The sequence below is a fragment of the Gracilimonas tropica DSM 19535 genome (genome assembly GCF_000375425.1).
GTDB lineage: Bacteria > Bacteroidota > Rhodothermia > Balneolales > Balneolaceae > Gracilimonas > Gracilimonas tropica.
Window position 1 is genome coordinate 172,574 of record NZ_AQXG01000003.1, and the last position, 22,810, is coordinate 195,383.

Below are 22,810 nucleotides of genomic sequence, written 5' to 3' on the forward strand. Positions count from 1 at the left end.
CCTAATAGGTTTCTTTGCTATCTACAATACTTCCATCTTCATGAACCTTTACAATGAAGTAAGTCCCATATTCTTCTTCCGGAAACGCGTCGTATTTTTCGGATCCAAGCAGAAGATTCACCAACATTGGTGTACTGTTTGAATGTCCTACGATCAGTACAGCAGATCCTGCATAACGCTCTCTCGCAGATGTTAAAAACCGGAGGGGATCACTGAAATCATAAATTTGGATGGTGAGTCCCAATTGATCAGCCAAAGGCTTTCCCGTATTAATCGTCCGCTTATAATTAGTACTGAAAATTGCGGCTATATCGTAATTATCTGATAATAGTTTTGCCAGCTTAACAGCCCTGGATTTTCCAAGATCATTTAGCGGCGGATCATTAGTTCCGTCATCCGCTTTTTCAGCATGCCTTACAAAAATAAGGGTGGTTTCAGAATCCAAATCCGCATTGTCTTGAGCCTGCACAAAATTTGCAGAAAACAATAGTAAGAGAACGGTTAAAGTATATTTCATAGAGGTGAGCTAAAGATTGAATAAATGTTCGTGAAAATAAAAAAAGCCGGCAATAATACCGGCTTTTTTAAGAAAAGTTGCAGGTTTTATCTGCGTGCTAAAACTATGATCAATCCAACAATGGTGAGTAAACTGATTCCAAATAGGATCGGAATCAGAAATGATCTGGGTTGAGCATGTTCTTTCCACGTCATCATTTCATTGTCGATGGTGGATATCTGGCTCATTGTCAAGACTTCTCCTTCCTGAACAAACTTGCCCCAGTCGTTCTTGATCTTCCCATTCCAGATATCATGAAATACCTGAAACGTTTCGTAATTTTCTTCGGTGAGTACTTTATCACGACTTGCTTTGGTAGCATTGGTCACAAAGTTCTCGATAGCCCGATAGAAACTTTCGTTATTATCAAAAGCTGACAATTCAACATTGTTGTTCTCGAGATAGGCATCCAAGGATGACCACATATTTTTGGATGCACTTGCTCGCCAGTCGCTAAGTGCATTTTCCATATTATTCTTCCACTGAGTCTTGTTATCGCCTCCATACATTTGAACAAGATCTCCACCGATCTGATCCCAAACTTCATCAAAACGATTTTGGACTACGTACATGCGGAGATAATCTTCCGTTTGTAATGAATTACCGGCCGATTTCAATGTGGCAATATTCTCATTGATCACCGACTGTAATACCTGTAGAGGGTTTTCCGATTCCTGAAGAATACGCTGCTTCTCTTGATTAGCGATCTCCTGGAATTTATCACTTTGGATATCTTTATAGGTCATGAATAGTGAATCGATCATGTTTAGCATGAATTCATCACGTTCTTCCATGCTTTCCCGATACCGCTGAACCAATGCAGAAAGGTCTTTTTCGCTGCTTTCTGAATTACGGATGGCCATCATCAGCGAATCTGTGCGGCTGTTCAATCGGTTTACTTCCGACTTATAAGATGAAAGTTCATCTGACAGGGATGCGAGTCTCTCGTTTTGATCCTCGATCACCATAACCTTTGATTTTGAAGACCGTGCAAGCTGCTTGAGCTCTTCGATGCTTCCTTGAAAAGTCTGTGGATACAAAGCATCATCCAAAAGAGAGCTTTTAGCATCATAATTTTCCTGAAGATCGGAAATCTCCGATTGCAAGCTGTCAAGTTCAGCGGTTGAACTTGCCATAGTTACAGCTGTTTTAAGCTGGCTGTATGTGTTTTCAAATTCCTTCTTTACCTGGTAATCTGAGGTTTGAGCAAATGCATTCAAACCTCCTAACACCAAAGTAAATGCTATAACAGTAACTTTAGTTAGACTTCTCATGACTTGGTCTCCTCTTCTTTCTTAGAATTTTCTTGAATCCCTTTTTCATTCAGGGTAAACGATTGGTTCGTTTCTGTTTTTATTAGCTGAACCTGTCCGTCTCTCATGTTAAATGCGGGAGCTGCAAGCCCTTCTTCCGACACTTTTATCTTATTCTTGAGCTTCAGCTCGCCTTGCCCGGGTTTCATCACATATACATGCTTAAATTGTTGTGCAGTGATGTAGTAGAATCCGGATGCATTTCTGATCAGGCGAATTTCATCAACCGATGCCGAATCACCTTCACCAAATTCTTGCTTCTCAAAAGGCTGTACATTAAAAGTAATACCGTGACGAATATCTTCCACAGTTCCATTTTCATCAGGCGTTAAAACAGACTCAATGGAATGAGAGTAATTCACGTTCTCGACCACAAACCTATTGCAGGCTGTTCCTGCCAACATGGTGGCCGCCAACAAAAAGACGGGGAATAGATTTTTGAAAGTCATATTTATGTCCTCAATTGATTTTAGATTTCAATCAATTGTAGGCCAGTAAACGGGATTTGTTCCCTTTATTCTATGATGATACTCTCTACCGGGACATTCTGGATCAGTAATTCTCTGCCATTCAAAAAAGAAAGCTCAATGATAAAAGAATAGCCGATTACCTCCCCTCCGAGCCTTTGGATCAACTTTGAAGCGGCAGACGCCGTTCCTCCGGTAGCGATCAGATCGTCATGGATGATCACTTTGGCGCCTTCAAAGATCGCATCATGATGGATCTCAACAGCATCTTCCCCATACTCTAAAGCATATGTTTCGGAAAGAGTTTTCGCGGGAAGTTTACCGGGTTTTCGCACCGGTACGAATCCTGCATTCAAATCCTGAGCAAGATTGGTTCCAAATAAAAATCCACGCGATTCCAGTCCCACTACAAAATCCACCGATTTATTCTGAAAAGGCTGCGCCAGCATATAAGAAGTGAGTTCCAGTGCTCGCTTATCCTGAAGCAGCGTGGTGATGTCTTTGAACTGAATGCCCTTCTTTGGAAAATCCGGAATGGTACGAATGGTTTCGGATATAAATTCTTTTATGCTTTGCTCTACTTTTTTCATCAAAATTGGATTAAGTTCGCGCCAAAGTACTTAAAACGAATGATAGCAATCAAGTAATTATGCGTGAAATAGACCTCCCGGTTTGGCAAAAACACCAACGATTTATGGCCCGGGCTTTTATGCTGGCTGAACAAGCTCTTGAAGAAGGTGAAGTGCCGGTCGGGGCGATTGTAGTTCATAAAGACCAAATCATCGGAAAAGGATATAATCAGGTAGAACGACTCAATGATCCAACGGCTCACGCCGAAATGCTGGCTATTTCTGCCGCCTGCGAAACCCTGGACGAAAAATATCTCTACGAATGTACCATGTATGTAACACTTGAACCGTGCCCTATGTGTGCGGGAGCATCTGTTTGGAGTAAGTTGGGCAGTATTGTTTACGGAGCCTCCGATTCAAAAGCCGGAGCTTGTGGAAGCTTGTTCAACATCGCTTCCAATAATAAATTGAATCATCAGGTAGAAGTAATCCAGGGCGTTATGGAAGCGGAAAGCGAGCACCTTCTTAAAGCCTTTTTTAAAGAACGCAGAGATTGATATATCCCTATACTACTGGTGACGCACTCTTCACCTATTAGCTACAACGCAGAGCGTGTGTAGCGAGATCAATAGCATTGCTAATGGAAGAATTGTTGTCACTCTTGTAGATGTCAGGTAATTCGATCCCAACCGCTGGTTGGGAACTCATGTTTGGACATCTGGTCCAAAGACCATCTAAATAAGATATGAACCCGAATTCACGTGAAAAGTCTGTCCGGTGGCGTGCGTGAGTTTACCTTCAGCCAGTAACGTTACGATATTAGCAATTTGTTCGGGAGGAGCAATAGAATCGAGTGCCAAACCTTGGGTGAGATATTCTTCTCCATACACTTCTATAGATCCTTGCGCCATATCCGTGTTTACGAATCCCGGGGCGATGGTGTAGGCTGTTATTCCATGCTTCCCAAAGCTGCGGGCAATACTCTTGGTGAACGCCACCATGCCTCCTTTACTGGCCGCATAACTCGCATATTCTCCCGTATCTCCACGATAACCGGCCCGGGATGAAATGTTGATCAGCCTCCCTTCTATTTCATGTTTGGTCCAGGCATTAAGTGCCCATTTCGAAAGTAACGCCGCCGAGCGTAAATTTACTTGTAGTGTTCTGTCCCAGTTTTCAAGCCATGCTTCATCAGAATCATCGAATTCCACTTCTGCAAACATCCCGGCATTATTAATGAGCACTTCAGGGACTTCATCTCCCTCAAATACCGACTTTAATTGCTCTACATCTCCCTGCTGGGCAAGATCACATTTTATATGCGTGTAGTTTTGGTGATTAGGAAATGGGGAATCCGTGGATCGGGAAGTACCAGTGACTGAATAGCCTTTTTCTAATAACTGTTCTGCGATGGAGTGACCTATTCCGCGGGAGGTGCCTGTGACAAAAGTAATCATTTACAAAAATTCATTATTATAAGTTCAATAAAAAAACATAAGGAATATGCCTGACATAAATAGTTTTCGACTCAATTACTGGACTAGCGGTCTTATGAATGAAATGTTTCAAGTAAGAACAATCTATCATTATTTATCTAATAAAGAACATTATGAAGAATTTTACTCAGATATTTGGAGCTTATTAGATGAGGATGATACAGATAAATCTGACAAATACTGGACATATTTAAAGGATCAGACTTATGATGAGATGAGAAAAAGAACAATGAATAATTATCTTGTCTATTTATCAAGCATGATTGATTCTCTATTCAAAGAAATACTTTTTTTAATTTTTTCACATGACAAGAATAAAATATACTATTTAGCTAAAATGAATCACATTGAAGCTTCTGATTTAGAAAAAGCTCTGGGAATCGACCTTAAAAGCTTAATTACATCTAGTGAGCAAAATATAGAGTATTTTTTAGAAGGAGTTTCAGAAAATGCAGCTAATATATGTGCAAATGGTAAATTTGAAAGTGTTATTAGAAGAATATCAGAACTAACAAATATTGATTTTGATGAAAATGTAGTTGAAAAAATTCAAGATGTTCAAAATAAAAGAAATAATATTCTTCATGAGATGGTTATGTACGATCTTGAACTAGAAGACTTTCAATCAAGGATAAAAAGTGTCATAGACTTCATTATGGAAATAATAAAATACTTTGAATCAAAGAAAATACCCATTAATAGATAGTACTTATTTCCGCCACACCGGTACATTCGAACACGCTTCCCCGTACATGATCTTTTTGGCGTGTTTCATGAGTTTATTGGTTGCGTAGAGATAGATGGAATCCGGTACGTGCACATCTCCGCAGCCTTTAAGCAGAACGAATTTATCCTGATATTCTGACCAATCTTTTTGTTCTAAGGCTCTTTTATAAAGCTCGTATTGAAAAGCGTCTTTTCGTCCTTTGTACACTTCCTTAGCAAATTCAGAAGCGTGAGAAGTAATTAGCATCCAGGCCCATGGAGCGATTATAGCATCCGTACTACAGTGAACAGCAAGATATTTTCCTTCAAACTGTGACCAGTCAAAATCCTTTAGCTGCTGACGAAAATCTTTCTCCTTCAGCAACAATTCCTGAAATAAAAACTGCTTGATATCCAACTCTTCGATGGGCGTATCATCGTGGAATTTCTGCAGGTCGATCGTCACCAACTTTGTGTTCTGCTGTATTTTGTTGACTATCTCTTCAGCCATGGAAATTTTGAATTAGAAATGTTGAATTTTGAATTAGAGTTAAATTCAAAACTCAACATTCAAAATTTATAATTACTTATATAGAAAAAGATTCTCCGCAAGAGCACGTCCGCGAAGCATTCGGGTTTTTAAAGTGGAAACCTTGTCCGTTCAGGCCTTCGGTGTAATCCAATTCAGTTCCGGCCAGATAGAGAAAGCTTCTCATATCAACCAGAACTTTCAGGCCATCCACATCAAAGATTTTGTCGTTCTCTTCGGGTTGAACGTCTGAATTGAATTCGAGGTCGTAAGTCAAACCGGAGCAACCGCCACTAACCACACCAACTCGCAGAAAGGCATCGTCCGGAACATTCTGTTCTTTACGGATCAAGTTGATGCGTTTCGTTGCTCTTTCTGTAATAGAGAGTTCTTCCATGATACTTCTATTTATGAATTAAACAGAAACAACCTGAATTTCTGGATCAATACGCTTCACCATGCTTTCGATGGCATATAGTGTACCGGTTGTAGCTGTTGGACAGGTTCCGCATGCTCCCTGATAGTGAACCTTGAGACGATTTTGCTCAAGTCCAAGCACTTTTAAACCACCTCCATCTGCAAGCAGATAAGGGCGAACTTGTTCATCCAGCATCTGTGTGATTTGCTGCAAACGTGGATCATCAGATCCTTGTACTTCTTTACTCAGGTGCACATCGGTGTCGTCTTCTTCATGTGTGATCGGCTGAGCTTCTCGAATGGGAGGTGCCAACTTACGCAATAATTCCGACCAAACCGCTTTACCGTCTTGCGTAACAGTGATATACTTATCTACATAATAAACATTGATCACGTTATCGACTGCAAAAAGTGCGGATGCCAGTTCATCGCCTTCGGCTTCCTGCGCATTCTCAAAGGAACGAGTGGTTCCATTGGTCAGCGGTTCAGCCAATACAAAGCGCATGGCATCTGGATTTGGGGTGCGTTCTATTTCTTTAATTTTAGCCATTGTTGATCTCCTTTGTTGTCAAAAAAATTCTTGTACATATTTAATTCCATCCACCAACCGATCAATGTCTTCCTCATTATTATAAAAGGAAATGGAAGCTCTTGCCGTACCGGGGATCTCAAAACGATCCATGATAGGCTGCGTGCAATGGTGTCCTGTTCGCACCGCAATGCCCTTTTGATCTAAAATAGTGCCGGCATCAGTGGGGTGAATATCCTTTAGCAAAAACGAAATAACGGAAGCTTTGTTTTCCGCCGTTCCTACGATTCGAAGTCCTTCAATTTCATTCAGTTTGTTCGTTGCGTAAACCAATAATTCCTGTTCCCGGGCTGCAATGTTTTCCATCCCAATTTCTTCCAGGAATGCAATAGTTTCAGCAAATCCAACTCCGGCTGAAATCGGTGGAGTTCCAGCTTCAAATTTGTGGGGAAGGTCGTTCCAGGTGGTTTTTTCGAATGTCACCTTATCAATCATGTCCCCCCCTCCTCTATACGGAGGCATCTCATTCAGCAACTCTCGTTTTCCATAGAGTATACCAAATCCGGTTGGCCCGCACATTTTGTGAGCCGAGAATGCATAAAAATCAGCGTCCAGCTTTTGGACATCCACCACCGAATGAGGAACTGCTTGAGCACCATCGATCAACACCGGAATATCTTTAGCGTGAGCAGTTTTGATGATCTCCTCCACCGGATTAATGGTACCCAGTGAATTTGAAACATGAACCACAGACACCATTTTGGTCTTCTTAGAAAGAAGATTATGGAATTCATCCATAAGCAATTCACCGTTATCATTCATGGGAATCACTTTAATGGTAGCTCCGGTTTGCTCCGCAATAAGCTGCCAGGGAACAATATTGGCATGATGCTCCATAGCGGAGATCAAGATCTCATCGCCTTCTTTGAAGTTTTTACGGCCGTAACATTGCGCCACCAAATTAATGGAATCGGTGGTGCCGGTCGTATAAATAATTTCTTCTTCATGCCGGGCATTGATGAATTTCTGCATTCGCTTTCGGGCTAATTCATACGCATCGGTAGCTTTTTGGCTGAGGGTATGAATGCCCCGGTGTACATTGGCATGCTCTTTGGAATGATATGCGTTGATTCGATCAATAACCCGCTGTGGCATCTGCGAAGAGGCCCCGTTATCCAGATAGACCAATTTCTGTCCGTTTACTTCTTGCTGAAGAACGGGAAATTGACTGCGAATGGTTTCCCAGTCGATATTGGTTTTGGTCTCTGTTTTCAGGGTTTCTTGCATGATAATAACATCTAATAATTCGAGGTTTTGGTCAATTCAGGCAAGTTTGCCCTCATCGACACCCTCTGCCAGACTTCACATTCGTTCAGTCCGGCATCTGCCTTGAGGGAGGACTTTTACGTTCCCACGCAGAGCGTAGGAACGAGTATATAAATTAACAACCCATACTGTACTCGTTACGATCGCTCTGCATCGTAGCGAATCAGGGCGAATTACTTCCCTACTGCAACAAATTCTTCGTCGCGAGAGGTGTACTTCACAACCTCGTCCAGCAATAATTTGTGGACGGATTCCACTTCCATCGTTTCAATGCTTTCGAGCGTAAAGGCGTAAACCAGAAGCTCACGAGCTTTTTTCTTGGTCAATCCACGGCTGTGGAGGTAGAAAACCTCGTCTTCATTCAAGTGACCGATGGTTGCTCCGTGTGAGCATAATACATCGTCAGAGAAGATCTCAAGCTGTGGTTTGGTGTTTACGGTTCCGTTCTCTGAAAGCAATAAATTTCTGTTTTCCTGGAAGGAATCGATCTTTTGGGAATCTTTGCGAACAAAGATCTTTCCGTTGAAAATGGAATGTGCATTGTCATTCACTACCACTTTGTGCAGCTGGTGACTTTTCGCATGCCAGTGTCGGTGATCGATCGCAGAATGCGTATCTGCAATCTGATCTCCGTCAATCAGTACCAAACCGTCAATAGTGAAATCCACTTCTTCATCGTTTTGAACCACTCTTGGGTCGTTGCGGAATAATTTCGCTCCCAAGCAAATGGTGTAAGAATGATACTCAGCATATTTGTCGAGATGAGCAATCGGACGAGAAATATGATTCGCCTTTTTACTATCACGCTGAATACGAGCGTGGTGAACATGAGCTCCTTCAAACAATTTAAACTCATTCACAGTCACGTTCAGATATTCATTCTGAGTCAATGCCACATGCTCTTCAACGATCGTAGCTTTGGAGTACGCTTCACCCACAAAAAGTACTCGCGGAGTTGCGTAAAAAGCTTTTTTAGCATCCGTAAATACATTCAGAATATGGATCGGAGCTTCGACTTTAGTCTCCTTAGGAACGTAAATGAACGTACCATCCTTGAAATTCGCATCATTCAATGCAGCAAATACATCCTGATCTTCATCATAATTGGTGTACTTGCCCAAATGCGTTTCCAGGATGTCATGGTCGCTGTATGCAGCCATGTTTCCGACTACAACATTCTCAGGGATATCCTTAGTGGAAGACAATTCAGGATTATACTCGCCATTCACAAACACAAGGCGACTGTTGGTTGCTTCCGGTAGGTAATAATCACTGATATCACCGATGGATTCAGCTCCGGCCTCCGCAACAGGTACAAAGTGATTACGGCTGATCGATCTTAGGTCGGTGAATCTCCAATCTTCATCTTTACGGGTTGGAAACGGAAATTCAGAAATATTTCCGGCTCCTTTCTCATTCAATCCGGCGATGGCGGGAATGTTTGATACGGACCCAAAATCGCCGTCCAAAAAGTTCAGTATGGTTTCTTTTTCTTTAACTGCTACACTCATTACTGAGCCTCTCCGTTTAGGGAAAATTCTTTTTCAAGCTGCTCGTATCCTTGATCTTCAAGCTCAAGGGCCAGCTCTTTACCGGCAGATTTCACGATTTTACCGCCCATCATCACGTGCACATAATCAGGTGTGATGTAGTTTAACAATCGCTGGTAATGCGTAATAAGTACGATCGCATTTTCTGGTCCAGCTATTTTGTTGATTCCATCCGAAACAATCTTAAGCGCGTCAATATCGAGCCCGGAATCGGTCTCATCCATGAAAGCCAGCTTAGGATTCAGCACGGCCATTTGGAAAACCTCATTCTTTTTCTTCTCACCACCTGAAAACCCGGTGTTGATACTACGCTCGAGGAATTCATCTTTCATGTCGATGACATCGAGTTTTTCCTTCAGATAATCATCAAATTCAATAGGATCGAGCTCTTCACGTCCATTTTCGCGAGCTATGGTGTTGTACGATTCGCGAAGCAATGTTCGGTTGGTGATCCCCGGAACCTCAATAGGATATTGGAAAGCGAGGAACATTCCGAGGTGTGCTCTCTCATCGGCATCCAGTTCAGTGATATCTTCGCCTTCGAATAAAATCTCTCCATCGGTAATTTCGTACTCAGGATGGCCGGATACTACTTTGGCCAGCGTACTTTTACCACTTCCATTCGGACCCATGATTGCATGGATCTCTCCTTTATTGATGGTGAGATTTACACCTTTAAGAATTTCCTGATCTTCGCCTTCAACTGAGGCATGTAAGTTTTTGATCTCTAACACGTTATTGTTCGTTTTGTCTTTTTTGATTATTTAATTTCGTTTTTGCATCTACGCCTGGTGACATATGCTCTGCGTTGTCACCAACCGCTAAGACGCAGAGCGTTCGTAGCGAGGCTTGGTTCGTAAGTGTGACTTACCCGACACTACCTTCAAGTTTCACATCAAGTAATGCATTCGCTTCGGTGGCAAATTCAAGTGGTAGCTCTTTCAGCACTTCCTTTACAAATCCGTTGATGATCATGGAGATCGCATCCTGTTCGCTGATTCCACGCTGCATCAGGTAAAAGATCTGCTCCTCTCCCACGCGTGAAGTTGAAGCTTCATGCTCCACACTGGCCGTAGGATTCTTGGATTCTATATAAGGAAAGGTATGCGCGCCACACTCCTGCCCGATCAACATCGAGTCACAAACGGAGTAATTACGAGCGCCATCAGCTCCTTTGTTGATCTTCACTTCTCCACGGTAACTGTTGTTGGAACGTCCGGCAGAAATACCTTTTGAGATGATGGTACTCTTTGTGTTCTTTCCGATATGGATCATCTTTGTACCGGTATCAGCCTGCTGCTTTTTATTGGTTACCGCTACTGAGTAAAACTCGCCAATGGAATTATCGCCCTGAAGGATCACACTTGGATACTTCAACGTAACGGCTGAACCGGTTTCCAACTGAGTCCAACTGATCTTGGAATTCTTACCGCGGCAAGCACCACGCTTCGTTACAAAATTATAGATTCCGCCTTTTCCTTCTTCATCGCCTGAATACCAGTTCTGAATAGTAGAATATTTGATTTCGGCATTATCCATTGCTACCAACTCAACTACGGCGGCATGCAACTGATGCTCATCATACATCGGAGCAGTACAGCCTTCGAGGTAACTCACGTGAGAATTATCTTCCGCAATGATCAGCGTTCTTTCAAACTGACCAGAATTCATGTTGTTTATCCGGAAATACGTAGAAAGCTCCATCGGGCAGATCGTATCTTTAGGAACATAACAGAATGATCCGTCGGAAAATACAGCTGAATTCAATGCTGCATAGAAATTATCACGAGCCGGGACGACAGAACCCATGTATTTCTTCACCAACTCGGGGTGATTTTTGATCGCTTCTGAAATTGAGCAAAATATCACACCCGCTTCAGCAAGCTTTTCTTTAAAGCTGGTGAAAACAGACACACTGTCAAAAACAGCATCAACTGCTACACCGGCCAAGGCTTTTTGCTCTTCCAAAGGAATTCCCAGTTTCTCGTACGTTTCACGGATCTTAGGATCAACCTCATCCAGGCTGTCAAGTTTTGGTTTGTTTTTGGGAGCTGAATAATATTGGATATTCTCGAAATCCGGCTTTTCATACGTTGCGTTGAACCAGCTTGGCTCTTCCATTTCGGTCCACGCACGATAAGCTTTTAAGCGGAATTCCAGCATCCATTCCGGCTCTTCTTTACGTGCCGAAAGTTCACGGATGATATCCTCATTCAATCCTTTGGGAAAGTCTTCATATTCAACATCAGTAGAAAAGCCATACTTATACTCTTCACCGATCATTGATTCTAAGGCTTGCGTCTCGCTCATTCGTTGTTTGGGTTTTTAAATTTTTGTCTTAACTGCTTCAGAAAAAACAACCTCCTAATACATTGCGATCGTTGTTTTTCGAGCCTATTTAGAATGAGTTCAAATATACGAAATCTCCTTCTCTTAACTAAACCGAAATGATTGAGAATTTCTATCGAAGCAATTAAGCCAAACCAGTAATGTGAAGTGAGTTGTTTTTGGGCCTTTATCTCATTGTAAGAAAGTCATGGAAAGATCATTAATCCTGACTCATTAAAGAACAAACACAAGCCGTATTTACAATATCTTCCCAGCTGCACCCTCTTGACAGGTCCATCATAGGTTTGGCAAGTCCCTGGATGATGGGGCCGGTTGCTGTTGCTCCTGCTAATCGTTCGGTGATCTTATAAGCAATGTTACCGGCATCCAGGTTGGGGAAAATAAACACATTGGCTTGACCGGCTACTTTGGAATCAGGGGCTTTTCTTTTGGCGATCTCCGGGATTATAGCTGCATCAAACTGCATCTCTCCATCAACAGAAAGTTCAGGATATTGAGCTTTCACGAGCTCCAGCGCTTTGCGAACCAGATCGATCCTTTCATGCTGGGCACTTCCTTTGGTAGAAAATGATAACATGGCTGCTTTAGGTTCCTCTCCCGTTACTTTTCGATGCGTATCTGCAGAATCTGAAGCAATGGTAGCCAACTGTTCAGCATTGGGATAAGGTACCACCGCGCAATCTCCATAAGTGTATACCCGTCCATCTTCGAAACTCATTAAAAAGACGCTCGATACAACATTTGAGCCCGACTTTAAGCCAATGACCTGGATTGCCGCACGAAGTACATCACCGGTTGTTGAAACGGAACCCGCAACGGCTCCATCGGCATCTCCGGAGGCTACCATGGATGCGGCAAAAAACAAAGGGTCCTGTACGATCTTTACAGCTTCTTCTTCGGTGATTCCTTTGTGTTTTCTGCGCTCATAAAAAGAATGCGCATAGGCCTGCAGGCGATCATCGGTGGAAGGATCTACTGTGGTAATATCGTTGGGTATTACGGCATCATTGTTCTGCAATAGAATAGGTTTTGCCAATGCATGATCCTGAAGATATTCGGCCGCCTGTATAACCCGCGGATCTGATGACCGCGGTAAAACGATCGTTTTAAGATTATTTGAAGCTCTTTTTCGAATGTTTTTAATGATGTTCATTATCCTACTAATAAAATGAGTGAGATGATTGCGATAGCCAAACCCGACCATTGTTTAACGGATGGGCGATCTTTCCAAAACCAAATTCCAATTCCTGTACCCAAAACCACCAAACTCACATTAACAATTGGAAAAACCAGCGAGCCGGGCATCAACTTCAGGGCATATATCAAAAATATGGATGAATACAGATTCACTACTCCGGTAGCGAAACCATATCCTATTTCTTTGAAAGAAAAATGAAGTTCCCGTCGTTTGATCAGGATTCCAAATCCAATTAGAAAAGAAACAAAGAAGATTCCGGAAACAAAAAACTCTTCGGAAATGCTGCTTGAAAAGATACGTTCATACACCTTCAACCCCGAATCTGCAGCTCCTGTCATAAAAAAGATAAGTAGAGGTAACCATGCATCAGAGAGGCCGGATATCTGCCGGGTTTTAATTCTTGGCACCATAAGTAAAAGAGATGCTAACGCCATAATTATGCCTAGATATTTCACCCCTACGATCTGTTCTCCAAATACAAACAGGCTGACTCCAATTGGAAATACCAGCGACATACGCATGGCCGCAATACTCACCCCCATCCCCACCCGATCAATAGATTTGCTGTACACCACCATGTTTGCAATAAAGATGAAGCCAAGCATTCCTATGAGCAGCATGAGCCACAGTGGAAGATCGACCTTAATACCGAAAAACATAGTCAGCTCAGAAGAATTCATTAGGCTTAAAGCTGAACCGGATAAGTAATTGATGACCAATATATTAAGGACTCTCATTTTTCTGTTTTCAGCCAGTTTTAAAATCTGTGCAATGGCTAATGAACACGAAACACTGAGAGTGATATATATCAGGGCCATCAGTCGGTCAGTTCCAGGTCTCGGTTTCCAAACAGTAGAGGATCCTGGGGCCGGTCGTATAAACTTCTGGATGTAAATGGGACGTTGCGTTCCAGATAGTTTAATATTTCACTCATGTTCAGTTTCTTCTGCTTCCAGGCATCAGCCAGGAAATAAGTGAAAAGACTATGCCTGTTTTGAGAACCATTCGATGAGGAATAAATACCTGATTGCTGATCCGGGCGAGAGCTGAATATAACAGATACGTTGGGGTTTTGATCAGTAACGATACGGGCAAGATCTTGAAGAGCCGTTACATTGGCCCCAGAATTATTGAAATCCAGATCAGCTAAAATGACCAGTTTTTCCATATCAAGGTTATTCAACGCTCTGAAAAACTTATGCAGATCAATGATATTAGGGGCACCCTCTTTCGGATCAGTTCCTATCAAATACACCTGTTGCGATCGAATTTCTGCATACCCGTTTATATAAACGAATAAAGTCCGCTCCTCATTCTGAACGGCACCGGCCATTCGGGTGTAAGCTCTTTCCAGGATTTGATCGGATGATATATTCATCGCTTTAAAGATATTTGCAGGCCGAACACCAAAGCCTTGCACTAAATACTCTTCTATCAGTTTTGCATCTCTTTCCCCGTAAATTCGCTCCGAATATTCTCCTTTATAGCTGTTATTGGAAAGTATAAAAGCAGCTTGGTTGAGCCGGCTTCGACCTAAAACAGGAATATTGCGTTCAACATCCACTGTTCCGAATGGTACGTTTGGAATGGCGATAACGGATAGATCAGATGAGAATTCCGAAGGTCTCCAGATCACTCTCACATCATTTGCAGCTATCCATGTTTCTGAGATCCCGTAGAGTACCTTGTACCAGCTTCCTTCTTTTGAAACCAGCTTAAGCTGACTGCCCTCCCCTAATTCCGTAAGAATATTATCCGCTTCATTTTCCGGTTGATTGCGAAGGGCTGTGATTTGATTCTCAACCACTACAAACCGCTCAAATATGGAGCTCACCGCAACTTTCCGGGAAGAACTTAGGCTATCATAAAATGCTTCAACTACTATTTGGTCTTCCGGGTTTTCTTTAAAGATACCTGCATCAATTTCTTCTGCAAGATTGACCGAAATTTGACCGTCAATAAACTGCCATTCGGCTTTGGGTATCAATGTATCGCCTTTGTAACTGATCCGAATAAAAGGATTTTCGAGATTGTAAGGACGAGCTGTTGTAGTATCCATTTCCTGGGCGGTTCCGGTCTCTCGCAGTAATCGCCTCTCTCCGGTTTTTGTAGGCTCACCTACCGGCTTCATATTCATGAATGAAAGCGTAGTAAGAATGGCTCCGGCTCCTGTCAACGCATATTTTTGGGGATTGGTAGGCCTGTTCAATAATTGATCAGAGTATGCCGCATAAAAAGATAAACCCGCTCCGGCAGTACCCAGCAGTACATACCCCAATCTCGGGCGATAGCGCTGAATATAGCGCTCAGTGAGTACTCTTTGGGTATACTCGTACGTATTGATCGATTTGATATCAAATCGTATTACGGGCTGTTCAGGAGTTATGGCATTGGCACTTTGCAAGTAAAACCGAGCATCCACCTTTTGATACTCATTAATATCCATCGCTTTGTCATCTACTACTTCCCAACTGGTAGTGGAACACGACACGAGGAATAAACCGGCTAACAAGAAAGCCGATATAAATTGTATGGAATACTTTAAGCCCATGGTGTTTGTTTTGAAGCCGTGGCTATTTTTGCGGCGTCTATTGCAATCACAAGTTCTTCGTTGGTTGGAATAACCTGTACATCAACTTTTGAATCATCGCTGCTAATTTTTGTAGCTCCTTCCGCATTCATATTCTTTTGCTCATCCAGTTTAATGCCGGCGTAATCCATTCCTTCAAGGATCTTCTGTCTGACGGGTGCTGCATTCTCACCGATACCTCCTGTAAAAATAATAGCATCTACGCCATTCATGGAAGCAATATACGAACCGATATATTTTTTCACCCTGTAACAAAATACCTCAATGGCTTCACTGCATCTTCGATCACCGCGTTCGGCTTCTTCCAAAAGATCGCGCATATCAGCTGCATAACCGCTAAGCCCTAAAAGACCGCTGTGTTTATTCAATAAAGCATGAACGTTAGCAAGGGATAATTCTTCTTTTTCAATGATATAAAATAAGATAGAAGGATCGATATCTCCACTTCGTGTTCCCATAACAAGTCCCTCTAACGGAGAAAATCCCATACTGGTGTCGTATGATTCACCGTCTTTGATGGCTGCCACAGAACATCCATTGCCCAAATGACAAGTAATGATTTTAGAACCCTTTTTTGGAGTATCAGACAATTTGTAATATTGACGGCTCACATAATAGTGGGATGTTCCATGAAAGCCGTACTTTCTGATCTTATAGCGACGGTATAACCGGTTTGGAATTCCATATAAAAACGCATGCTTGGGTATGGAATGGTGAAAGGCCGTATCAAAAACTGCTACATGAGGCACATCGGGCAAATGCTTTTTGGCAGCCCGGATTCCATCCAGATTTGGCGGATTATGCAGTGGAGCGATATCAAAAGCCTGTTGAATGGCTTCTTCAACATCTTCATCAATAAGAACCGAATCTTTAAAGGTCTCTCCGCCATGCACCACGCGGTGACCTACCGCTTCAATCTCATCCAGTGATTTCAGATGGTCATTATCGGCTTCCAACAACAATTCCATTATGGTTTTTAAGGCGGAAGCGTGATTTTCGATCACCATAGTTTTCTTCACCGGTTTCTCCCCTTTGAACTCCTGCTTGATGATCGACGTCACAGCTCCAATACGTTCAACTAATCCCTTACAAAGCCTATCACGATTTTCCGTGTTAATAAGCTGATATTTTATGGAAGAACTTCCACAGTTAATGACGAGAATTTTCATAATGAGTGCGTGATTTTAGAGTGAAATTACCGCTCCGATACCTAATATTCCTCTGAATTCAAATTGAGACAAGTCTGAGTCTGCAGGCCCTAATGGCATTAAACCATTTGGATCTGAAACCCAAAACGGCATATCATACCTGATAGCGAATCCACGGTCTTTGCCTAACCAGTCAGGGATATTAACTGAAAATTCAAATCCCAACCCCGCATCTGCAAACATCTTATCGACATTAAGTACCATGTCTGCTTGGTATACAAATGCATTAAACGTACCTACATCGTAAAACAGGTAAGAATTCAGGTGAACAAAGTTCCCAATAATACTTCTGTTAAGTAAAGAATTTATGTAGTTAGGGAAAACAAACTCGGCATTTAGAGAAGCTCCTTTATCTATGTTCCCAGCATAACTTACTTTGTGATCTTCCGGGTATCCGGGATAAGAATAGTATCCCTGATAATATCCTACCGTATTATTGTACCCTCGCATGTTAAATCCACCGGCCAGCTGAACCACACCATTTTCAAAGAAAGAATCGGGAATAGTTCCTTTTGCTCTCATTAGTCCATTTTCAAGTCTGGATATTTGACTTCGATTAGCCAGGCTATTTTTGTATTCAGAAGGAGTTCCAGAGTTTGTTAAAGCTCCATAAAGCCGCAGATTCAATTCAAAGCCTTTTCCAAGATTCGAGAGGTGGGTCAGCTCCCCTTCCCCAATTGAAAAATTTCGGGAACCAACATTCTGTTTTAACGACAAGTTAGCTTTCAACTCACCCATTGGGGTAAAACCATTGGTCGTGATACCTAAACCAAGCAGTGTTTTCCAATTTATTTCTTCAAAAGGAATCAACTGGTAGGCATTGTCAATGACTTTCTCTTGATTCAAGCTAACCGAGATCTCTCTAAAAACCAATTCATTAAATCCGGGCTGCCAACGCTTATTCAACGAAACTCCGTGCTGACTGTACCCCGTTCTGATACTACTTTCGAATTGTACATTCAATTCATTTCCTGGTAAAGCGTCTCGGTTCAAAGGTTCTGTAAAGGAAACGTAGTACGAAACTGGCTGATCCGGGAAATTCGTCCCCAGCCATACACCTGCATCCAACCGGTGCGGACCACTTTTGAATTCGCCTTCCATCTCTCCCAGTACAAACCCGCCGATGCGAACGCCATCCACGCTGTTATACCAAAGATCAGGATAGATATTCAGGTCATATGAATTGGATTGAGCCACCCCTATTACTGGGAAGAACAATAAAAACAAGATCAGGCAAGTTCGATTTTCCATTCCGGAAGGATCTCAAGAAATTGATCGGTTAAGATATCGTAAGTCAGCTTCATTAAACGTCGCTGTTCGGGCCAGGGAATAAAGGTTTCAACCTCCTCTATTCCCACCCATTGGTATTCGGTATGCTCCTCGTCCAGTTGTATTTCGGCATCCTCATCCACTTCAGCCCCAAAAGCCGGAATGGCATATATCATATCCGTTTTGGCTTCATAAAACTGATTTATGGAGGGTAAAGTCCAGAAGGCAACCGGCTGTAAGCCTGTTTCTTCTTTGAGCTCCCGTAAACCGGCTTCCCATCTTGTTTCACCATCTTTGACTTTACCGCCCACCATCCGCCATTGATTGGCATAGATCTTTTTCTCGGAGCGTCTGAAGATCAAAAATAATGGGACTCCGTTTTTGATCTTGTAAGGGTAAACGTCAATTAGCTTTTTCATGAAGGTGGTTTTTCAGGTCATTTACTACTCAGATCATTCAATAGTAATATCCTTTACTTCTAACTCAAGCGTTCCGGCGGGAACTTCTACTTCTACGGATTCCCCTTTTTCCCGGCCCATCAGCGCTTTACCTATGGGCGATTCAACGGAGATCTTCCCGGCTTTGAAGTCAGCCTCATTTGGAGAAACGAGCGTATATTTCATCTCTTTGCCCATCTTTTTATTCAAAATAGTAACCGTGGTTAATACCCTTACTTTTGAAAGGTCAAGATCATTTTTATCCAGTACACGGGCATTTGCTAATGCATCTTCAAGTTTGGTTATGCGATCTTCAAGGTGACCCTGTGCTTCTTTGGCTGCATCATACTCTGCGTTTTCACTTAAATCTCCTTTAGCACGGGCTTCAGCAATTTCTTCAGCAATTTCTTTTCGTCCACGGGTCTTCAGGTCTCTTAATTCCGCTTCCAGCTTATCAAAACCTTCCTGAGTCAGATATTGAACTTTACTCATAATTTGTTTCCTTTGTTCGGTTTCTACAAATAAAAAAAGCAATCTACCAGCGGCAGATGGCTTTTCATTTCAATTTAAATTGTCATCTAAAATAAGAGCTTATTCCCTGTTTTTCCATGTTGATTTATTGAACGTTTTCTTGCTGAATCAATTTTATATCATTAATCAAATAGATCACATTCGAAAATCCATCATTATCTGATATATACATTATGTTTGGAATAGCGCCTGAGATCTTTTTCGTGTACGGGCTGATTATACTTGCAGTCCTCCTTTTTGTAAATAAACGCATTCCTTTCGATGTCACTTCTCTGATTCTCCTTGCCATTCTTGTGGTATCTGGAATTCTGACCCCAAAAGAAGGACTTTCAGGCTTATCTAATCCGGCTACTGTTACTATTGCATGCATGTTTATTCTGAGTGAAGGATTGCGAAGAACCGGAGCTCTTGACATAGTTGGAGAGTATTTATCTAAACTGAGTAAGCTGAATTACCGGTTAACAACTTTCATCATAATGGCAGTAATTGGGGGAATATCAGCATTCATTAATAATACAGCTGCTGTTGCAATCTTCATTCCCGTTATCATAAGTTTATCACGCGATATGGGGAAGAGTGCTTCCAAATTATTGATGCCTATGTCGTTTGCAGCGATGTTTGGGGGAGTTTGCACACTCATAGGTACTTCTACCAACTTACTGGTTGATTCGATAGCAAGAGATAACAATTTGGCAGGTTTTGGAATGTTTGAATTTGCCCCGGTGGGCATCATTTTCTTTGTCGTTGGTTTGTTCTACATCTTTACGGTTGGTATGAAGATTATTCCCGGTCGAAGAAAAGATGAGTCCCTGACCGATACATTTGAAATGCAAAGCTACCTTACGGATGTAGTTTTACAACCGAACTCTCCTTTTGTAGGAACTCCACTTAAAAACACGCATCTGATCGAAAACCTTGATCTCGATATTGTGGAAGTGTTCGATGAGGAAGGAAATTCCAAGTTAGATCGTGGCGCTGTTGAATTGCAAGCGAACGATATTCTTAGAATTCGAGGCGGCGTTAAAGAAATGAATAAACTTCTTAATCGCGAAGATGTTCTTATAAAACCTTCTGATAACTGGGAGGATCAAGATTTTGAGGCCGGTAATGCCCAGCTGGTAGAAGCTGTGGTAGCGCCAGAATCTTCCTATGAAGGGAAAAAGTTGGACGATTTAGACCTTTTTCATCAGTATGAGGCTATGGTTTTGGCTATACGTCAACAAGGAAAAGTACAGCAAGAACATTTGGGAAATATCAGGCTTCAAAGTGGCACTTCTCTGCTCCTATTTGCCAAGAATGAACGAGTGAATGATATAAAAGTTTCTGAAGAGTTTGTTTTGGCTACCGAAATTGAACTTCAGGAAGTGAAAAAAGCCAAAATACCGATAGCGCTGGGAATCATTGCAAGTGTTGTAGGATTTGCCGCTTTTGGAATACTACCTATCGTTGCGTCCGCAATTTGTGGAGTCATTTTGATGATAATGACGGGTTGTATTACCAATGAACAGGCTTATCGGTCAGTGAACTGGAAGGTGATTTTTTTGCTTGCAGGTGTACTCCCTTTGGGAATCGCCATGCAAAAGACCGGTGCAGCTAAATTACTGGTAGATAACTTGATACAACAACTCGAGTCTTTTGGTCCAACAGCCGTATTATCCGCTTTCTTCTTTTTATCAATGATGTTGACCAATTTGATCTCAAATAACGCAACCGCGGTTTTATTGGCTCCAATTGCTATCGAAGCAGCTACAGGTATAGGAGTGAATCCAACCCCAATGTTAGTTGCTGTAACCCTTGCAGCATCATTAAGTTTTATGACCCCTATAGGCTATCAAACCAATACCATGATTTTCGGCCCCGGCCAATATACGTTTACCGATTTTGTAAAGGTAGGAACTCCATTGAATCTTTTATTCTGGATAATTGGTACCTTTGCCATCCCTTATTTCTGGCCATTTTAATACAAGCATGAAGGATATATTTTTTAAATACCTGCCTGTCGTTCAAACAATAAAGACGTATGATCTACAAAAATTTCGGGCCGATCTGATTTCCGGTTCTACCGTTGGAGTTGTTCTGATTCCGCAGGGTATGGCGTACGCTGTAATTGCAGGACTACCTCCCATATATGGACTTTATGCTGGCCTTGTTCCCCTTTTTATCTATCCAATACTCGGAACTTCAAGGCACATTTCAATAGGCCCGGTGGCAATAGACATGCTCATATTAGCGGCAGGACTTGGTTTTCTTGCTGGTGGAAATATTACCGAAAAAGTAACACTGGCTGTGATGATCGCTTTTCTGACCGGAGTATTTCAGGTTTTAATGTCAGTTTTCAAACTTGGGTTTGTATTTAATCTCTTTTCAAGGCCTGTGATCTCCGGTTTTACGATTGCAGCTCCTATCATTATTATAGCCAGTCAGCTTGGAACCCTGCTCAAAATTCAAACTCCAAATTCTCAATATGTTCATGAGATCCTGATACAACTTTCCCAACATTTGTCCGACATACATTATCCTACTCTTGGGCTTTCTGTTTTCTTTATTTTGTTTCTGATCTTAATGCGGAGATATTTTTCCAAGCTCCCGGAGTCTGTACTCCTGGTTACCTTAACCATACTCGTCGTTTCATTTATCACCATATCTGAATGGGGAATACAACAAGTTGGAAGTATTCCTCACGGACTCCCTGAATTTTCTTTACACAATCTTTCCATAGAGTCTTTTAAAAAGCTTGCCCCCAATGCCTTAGCGCTTGCACTTGTACAGTTCATGACCGTTGCTTCACTTTCAAAATCTTTTGCCAGAAAGCACGGTTATACTGTAAATCCCAATCAGGAGTTGTTAGCTGTAGGAACCAGTAATATTGTCGGAAGTTTGTTTCAGTCATTACCAGTTTCTTCCAGTTTTTCACGTTCTGCTATTGCTGATCAGTCCGGTTGTGAAACTTCTCTGCATAACATATTTGCCGGCATTTTGATCTTATTTACCCTGCTTTTTTTAACGCCTCTTTTCGAAATCCTGCCCAAACCATTATTGGCAGCCATAATCGTGGTTTCCGTCAGCAATCTGGTTGACATCAAGGAACTTAAATTCCTTATAAAAACTAAACGCAGGGATGCTCTTGTGGCATTTGTAACATTTGCCAGTGTGTTAGCTATAGGCATTCAGGAAGGCATTCTGATTGGACTTGTTACCTCTGTAATGGCTCTCCTGCTAAAAATGAGCAAACCTACAGTTGCAGAACTTGGACTGATGCCGGGTACCCGTGATTTCAAAAATAAAGAGCGATTTTCAGAAGCCCAATCTATTCCCGGCGTACTTATCCTCCGTGTTGATGCCCCATTTTCTTTTGTGAATGCCGAGTTCTTTAAAAACTATATTTTAGGGCAAAGCATGAACGGAAAAAAGGCTCCCAAATACGTGATCATTGATGGAACCACGATTGGAGATATGGATGTGTCTGCCATGGACTCTCTGCTCATGATCATAGAAACCCTAAACAGAGAAGGAATTGAGCTTTATATCTCCGGGTTGATCGGCCCGGTTCGTGATGTGATACGAAAATCTGACATCAGCACTTTTGTGAAATCAAACCGTTTTTTTAATACGGTACACGACGGTGTTAAAGCTGCTTTAAAAAAGCAAGATGACCAAGACGATGGCACTCGACTCAAAGAATACCTGGATAGCTGCGCCTGATTTGGAACACCCAAAATACTTCATCAAACTAACCTGAAAGGAAGTAACAACAATCATATCTTTAGTTAA

23 protein-coding genes are annotated in these 22,810 nt (G+C 42.0%); 4 read left to right on the forward strand and 19 right to left on the reverse strand.

The window, feature by feature from the left end:
• Nucleotide 1: 1 nt before the first annotated feature.
• The 4 genes from B151_RS0107215 to B151_RS0107230 form a co-directional block, all read right to left on the reverse strand.
• On the reverse strand, nt 2-517 hold the full coding sequence (locus B151_RS0107215) for a SixA phosphatase family protein (RefSeq protein ID WP_020402944.1): 516 nt from the start codon (nt 515-517) through the stop codon (nt 2-4).
• Nucleotides 518-603: 86 nt separating this feature from the next.
• Nucleotides 604-1,830 (reverse strand): coiled-coil domain-containing protein, encoded by a 1,227-nt coding sequence (locus B151_RS0107220; RefSeq protein ID WP_020402945.1) that lies wholly within the window; start codon nt 1,828-1,830, stop codon nt 604-606.
• Entirely contained in the window at nt 1,827-2,318 is a 492-nt protein-coding gene (locus B151_RS0107225) for a hypothetical protein (RefSeq protein WP_245550374.1), read from the reverse strand. The genes B151_RS0107220 and B151_RS0107225 overlap by 4 nt, the downstream gene beginning before the upstream one ends.
• A 65-nt stretch (nt 2,319-2,383) precedes the next feature.
• Nucleotides 2,384-2,926 carry an adenine phosphoribosyltransferase gene (locus B151_RS0107230; protein WP_020402947.1) on the reverse strand — a complete coding sequence of 181 codons (543 nt, stop codon included), beginning with the start codon at nt 2,924-2,926 and terminating at the stop codon, nt 2,384-2,386.
• 59 nt (nt 2,927-2,985) lie between these two features.
• Here B151_RS0107230 and tadA point away from each other — a divergent pair, with 59 nt between their 5' ends.
• Entirely contained in the window at nt 2,986-3,462 is a 477-nt protein-coding gene (gene tadA, locus B151_RS0107235; protein WP_157470757.1) for a tRNA adenosine(34) deaminase TadA, read from the forward strand.
• Between the two features lie 177 nt (nt 3,463-3,639).
• On the opposite strand, the gene B151_RS0107240 is transcribed toward tadA, so the two are convergent.
• Nucleotides 3,640-4,362, reverse strand: coding sequence for an SDR family oxidoreductase (locus B151_RS0107240; protein ID WP_020402949.1), 723 nt, complete (start codon nt 4,360-4,362; stop codon nt 3,640-3,642).
• 46 nt (nt 4,363-4,408) lie between these two features.
• Between B151_RS0107240 and B151_RS0107245 the strand changes: the two genes are divergently transcribed.
• On the forward strand, nt 4,409-5,107 hold the full coding sequence (locus tag B151_RS0107245; protein ID WP_020402950.1) for a hypothetical protein: 699 nt from the start codon (nt 4,409-4,411) through the stop codon (nt 5,105-5,107).
• Nucleotides 5,108-5,110: 3 nt separating this feature from the next.
• Here B151_RS0107245 and B151_RS0107250 read toward each other — a convergent pair whose 3' ends face one another.
• The 14 genes from B151_RS0107250 to greA all read right to left on the reverse strand — a co-directional run bounded on the left by B151_RS0107250 (nt 5,111) and on the right by greA (nt 19,000).
• Nucleotides 5,111-5,617 carry a DUF2480 family protein gene (locus B151_RS0107250; RefSeq protein ID WP_020402951.1) on the reverse strand — a complete coding sequence of 169 codons (507 nt, stop codon included), beginning with the start codon at nt 5,615-5,617 and terminating at the stop codon, nt 5,111-5,113.
• A gap of 76 nt (nt 5,618-5,693) precedes the next feature.
• A complete protein-coding gene (locus B151_RS0107255) occupies nt 5,694-6,032 on the reverse strand; it encodes a HesB/IscA family protein (RefSeq protein ID WP_020402952.1) in 339 nt (112 codons plus the stop codon).
• Nucleotides 6,033-6,050: 18 nt separating this feature from the next.
• A complete protein-coding gene (locus B151_RS0107260; protein ID WP_020402953.1) occupies nt 6,051-6,602 on the reverse strand; it encodes a NifU family protein in 552 nt (183 codons plus the stop codon).
• An 18-nt stretch (nt 6,603-6,620) separates the two neighbouring features.
• The gene (locus B151_RS0107265) at nt 6,621-7,868 is read right to left on the reverse strand and encodes an aminotransferase class V-fold PLP-dependent enzyme (protein WP_020402954.1); all 1,248 of its coding nucleotides are present in this window, start codon (nt 7,866-7,868) and stop codon (nt 6,621-6,623) included.
• 212 nt (nt 7,869-8,080) lie between these two features.
• Nucleotides 8,081-9,418, reverse strand: a complete 1,338-nt coding sequence (gene sufD, locus B151_RS0107270; protein ID WP_020402955.1) for a Fe-S cluster assembly protein SufD — start codon at nt 9,416-9,418, stop codon at nt 8,081-8,083.
• Nucleotides 9,418-10,191 (reverse strand): Fe-S cluster assembly ATPase SufC, encoded by a 774-nt coding sequence (gene sufC / locus B151_RS0107275; RefSeq protein ID WP_020402956.1) that lies wholly within the window; start codon nt 10,189-10,191, stop codon nt 9,418-9,420. The genes sufD and sufC overlap by 1 nt, the downstream gene beginning before the upstream one ends.
• 133 nt (nt 10,192-10,324) lie before the next feature.
• A complete protein-coding gene (sufB, locus tag B151_RS0107280) occupies nt 10,325-11,767 on the reverse strand; it encodes a Fe-S cluster assembly protein SufB (RefSeq protein WP_020402957.1) in 1,443 nt (480 codons plus the stop codon).
• A gap of 238 nt (nt 11,768-12,005) precedes the next feature.
• Nucleotides 12,006-12,959, reverse strand: coding sequence for a phosphate acetyltransferase (gene pta, locus B151_RS0107285; RefSeq protein ID WP_020402958.1), 954 nt, complete (start codon nt 12,957-12,959; stop codon nt 12,006-12,008).
• Nucleotides 12,959-13,822 carry a hypothetical protein gene (locus B151_RS0107290; RefSeq protein ID WP_020402959.1) on the reverse strand — a complete coding sequence of 288 codons (864 nt, stop codon included), beginning with the start codon at nt 13,820-13,822 and terminating at the stop codon, nt 12,959-12,961. The genes pta and B151_RS0107290 overlap by 1 nt, the downstream gene beginning before the upstream one ends.
• Entirely contained in the window at nt 13,822-15,555 is a 1,734-nt protein-coding gene (locus B151_RS0107295; protein WP_020402960.1) for a caspase family protein, read from the reverse strand. Before B151_RS0107295 ends, B151_RS0107290 begins: the two co-directional genes overlap by 1 nt.
• A complete protein-coding gene (locus tag B151_RS0107300; protein WP_020402961.1) occupies nt 15,546-16,763 on the reverse strand; it encodes an acetate/propionate family kinase in 1,218 nt (405 codons plus the stop codon). Before B151_RS0107300 ends, B151_RS0107295 begins: the two co-directional genes overlap by 10 nt.
• Nucleotides 16,764-16,778: 15 nt before the next feature.
• The gene (locus B151_RS0107305) at nt 16,779-18,053 is read right to left on the reverse strand and encodes a hypothetical protein (RefSeq protein WP_020402962.1); all 1,275 of its coding nucleotides are present in this window, start codon (nt 18,051-18,053) and stop codon (nt 16,779-16,781) included.
• Nucleotides 18,032-18,490 (reverse strand): NUDIX hydrolase, encoded by a 459-nt coding sequence (locus B151_RS0107310; RefSeq protein ID WP_020402963.1) that lies wholly within the window; start codon nt 18,488-18,490, stop codon nt 18,032-18,034. The genes B151_RS0107305 and B151_RS0107310 overlap by 22 nt, the downstream gene beginning before the upstream one ends.
• A gap of 33 nt (nt 18,491-18,523) precedes the next feature.
• Nucleotides 18,524-19,000, reverse strand: coding sequence for a transcription elongation factor GreA (gene greA / locus B151_RS0107315; protein WP_020402964.1), 477 nt, complete (start codon nt 18,998-19,000; stop codon nt 18,524-18,526).
• Between the two features lie 212 nt (nt 19,001-19,212).
• Between greA and B151_RS0107325 the strand changes: the two genes are divergently transcribed.
• Together B151_RS0107325 and B151_RS18185 are read left to right on the forward strand one after the other, a co-directional pair.
• On the forward strand, nt 19,213-21,000 hold the full coding sequence (locus B151_RS0107325) for a sodium:proton antiporter (protein ID WP_020402965.1): 1,788 nt from the start codon (nt 19,213-19,215) through the stop codon (nt 20,998-21,000).
• A gap of 7 nt (nt 21,001-21,007) precedes the next feature.
• The gene (locus tag B151_RS18185) at nt 21,008-22,741 is read left to right on the forward strand and encodes a SulP family inorganic anion transporter (protein ID WP_020402966.1); all 1,734 of its coding nucleotides are present in this window, start codon (nt 21,008-21,010) and stop codon (nt 22,739-22,741) included.
• Nucleotides 22,742-22,810 lie beyond the last annotated feature (69 nt).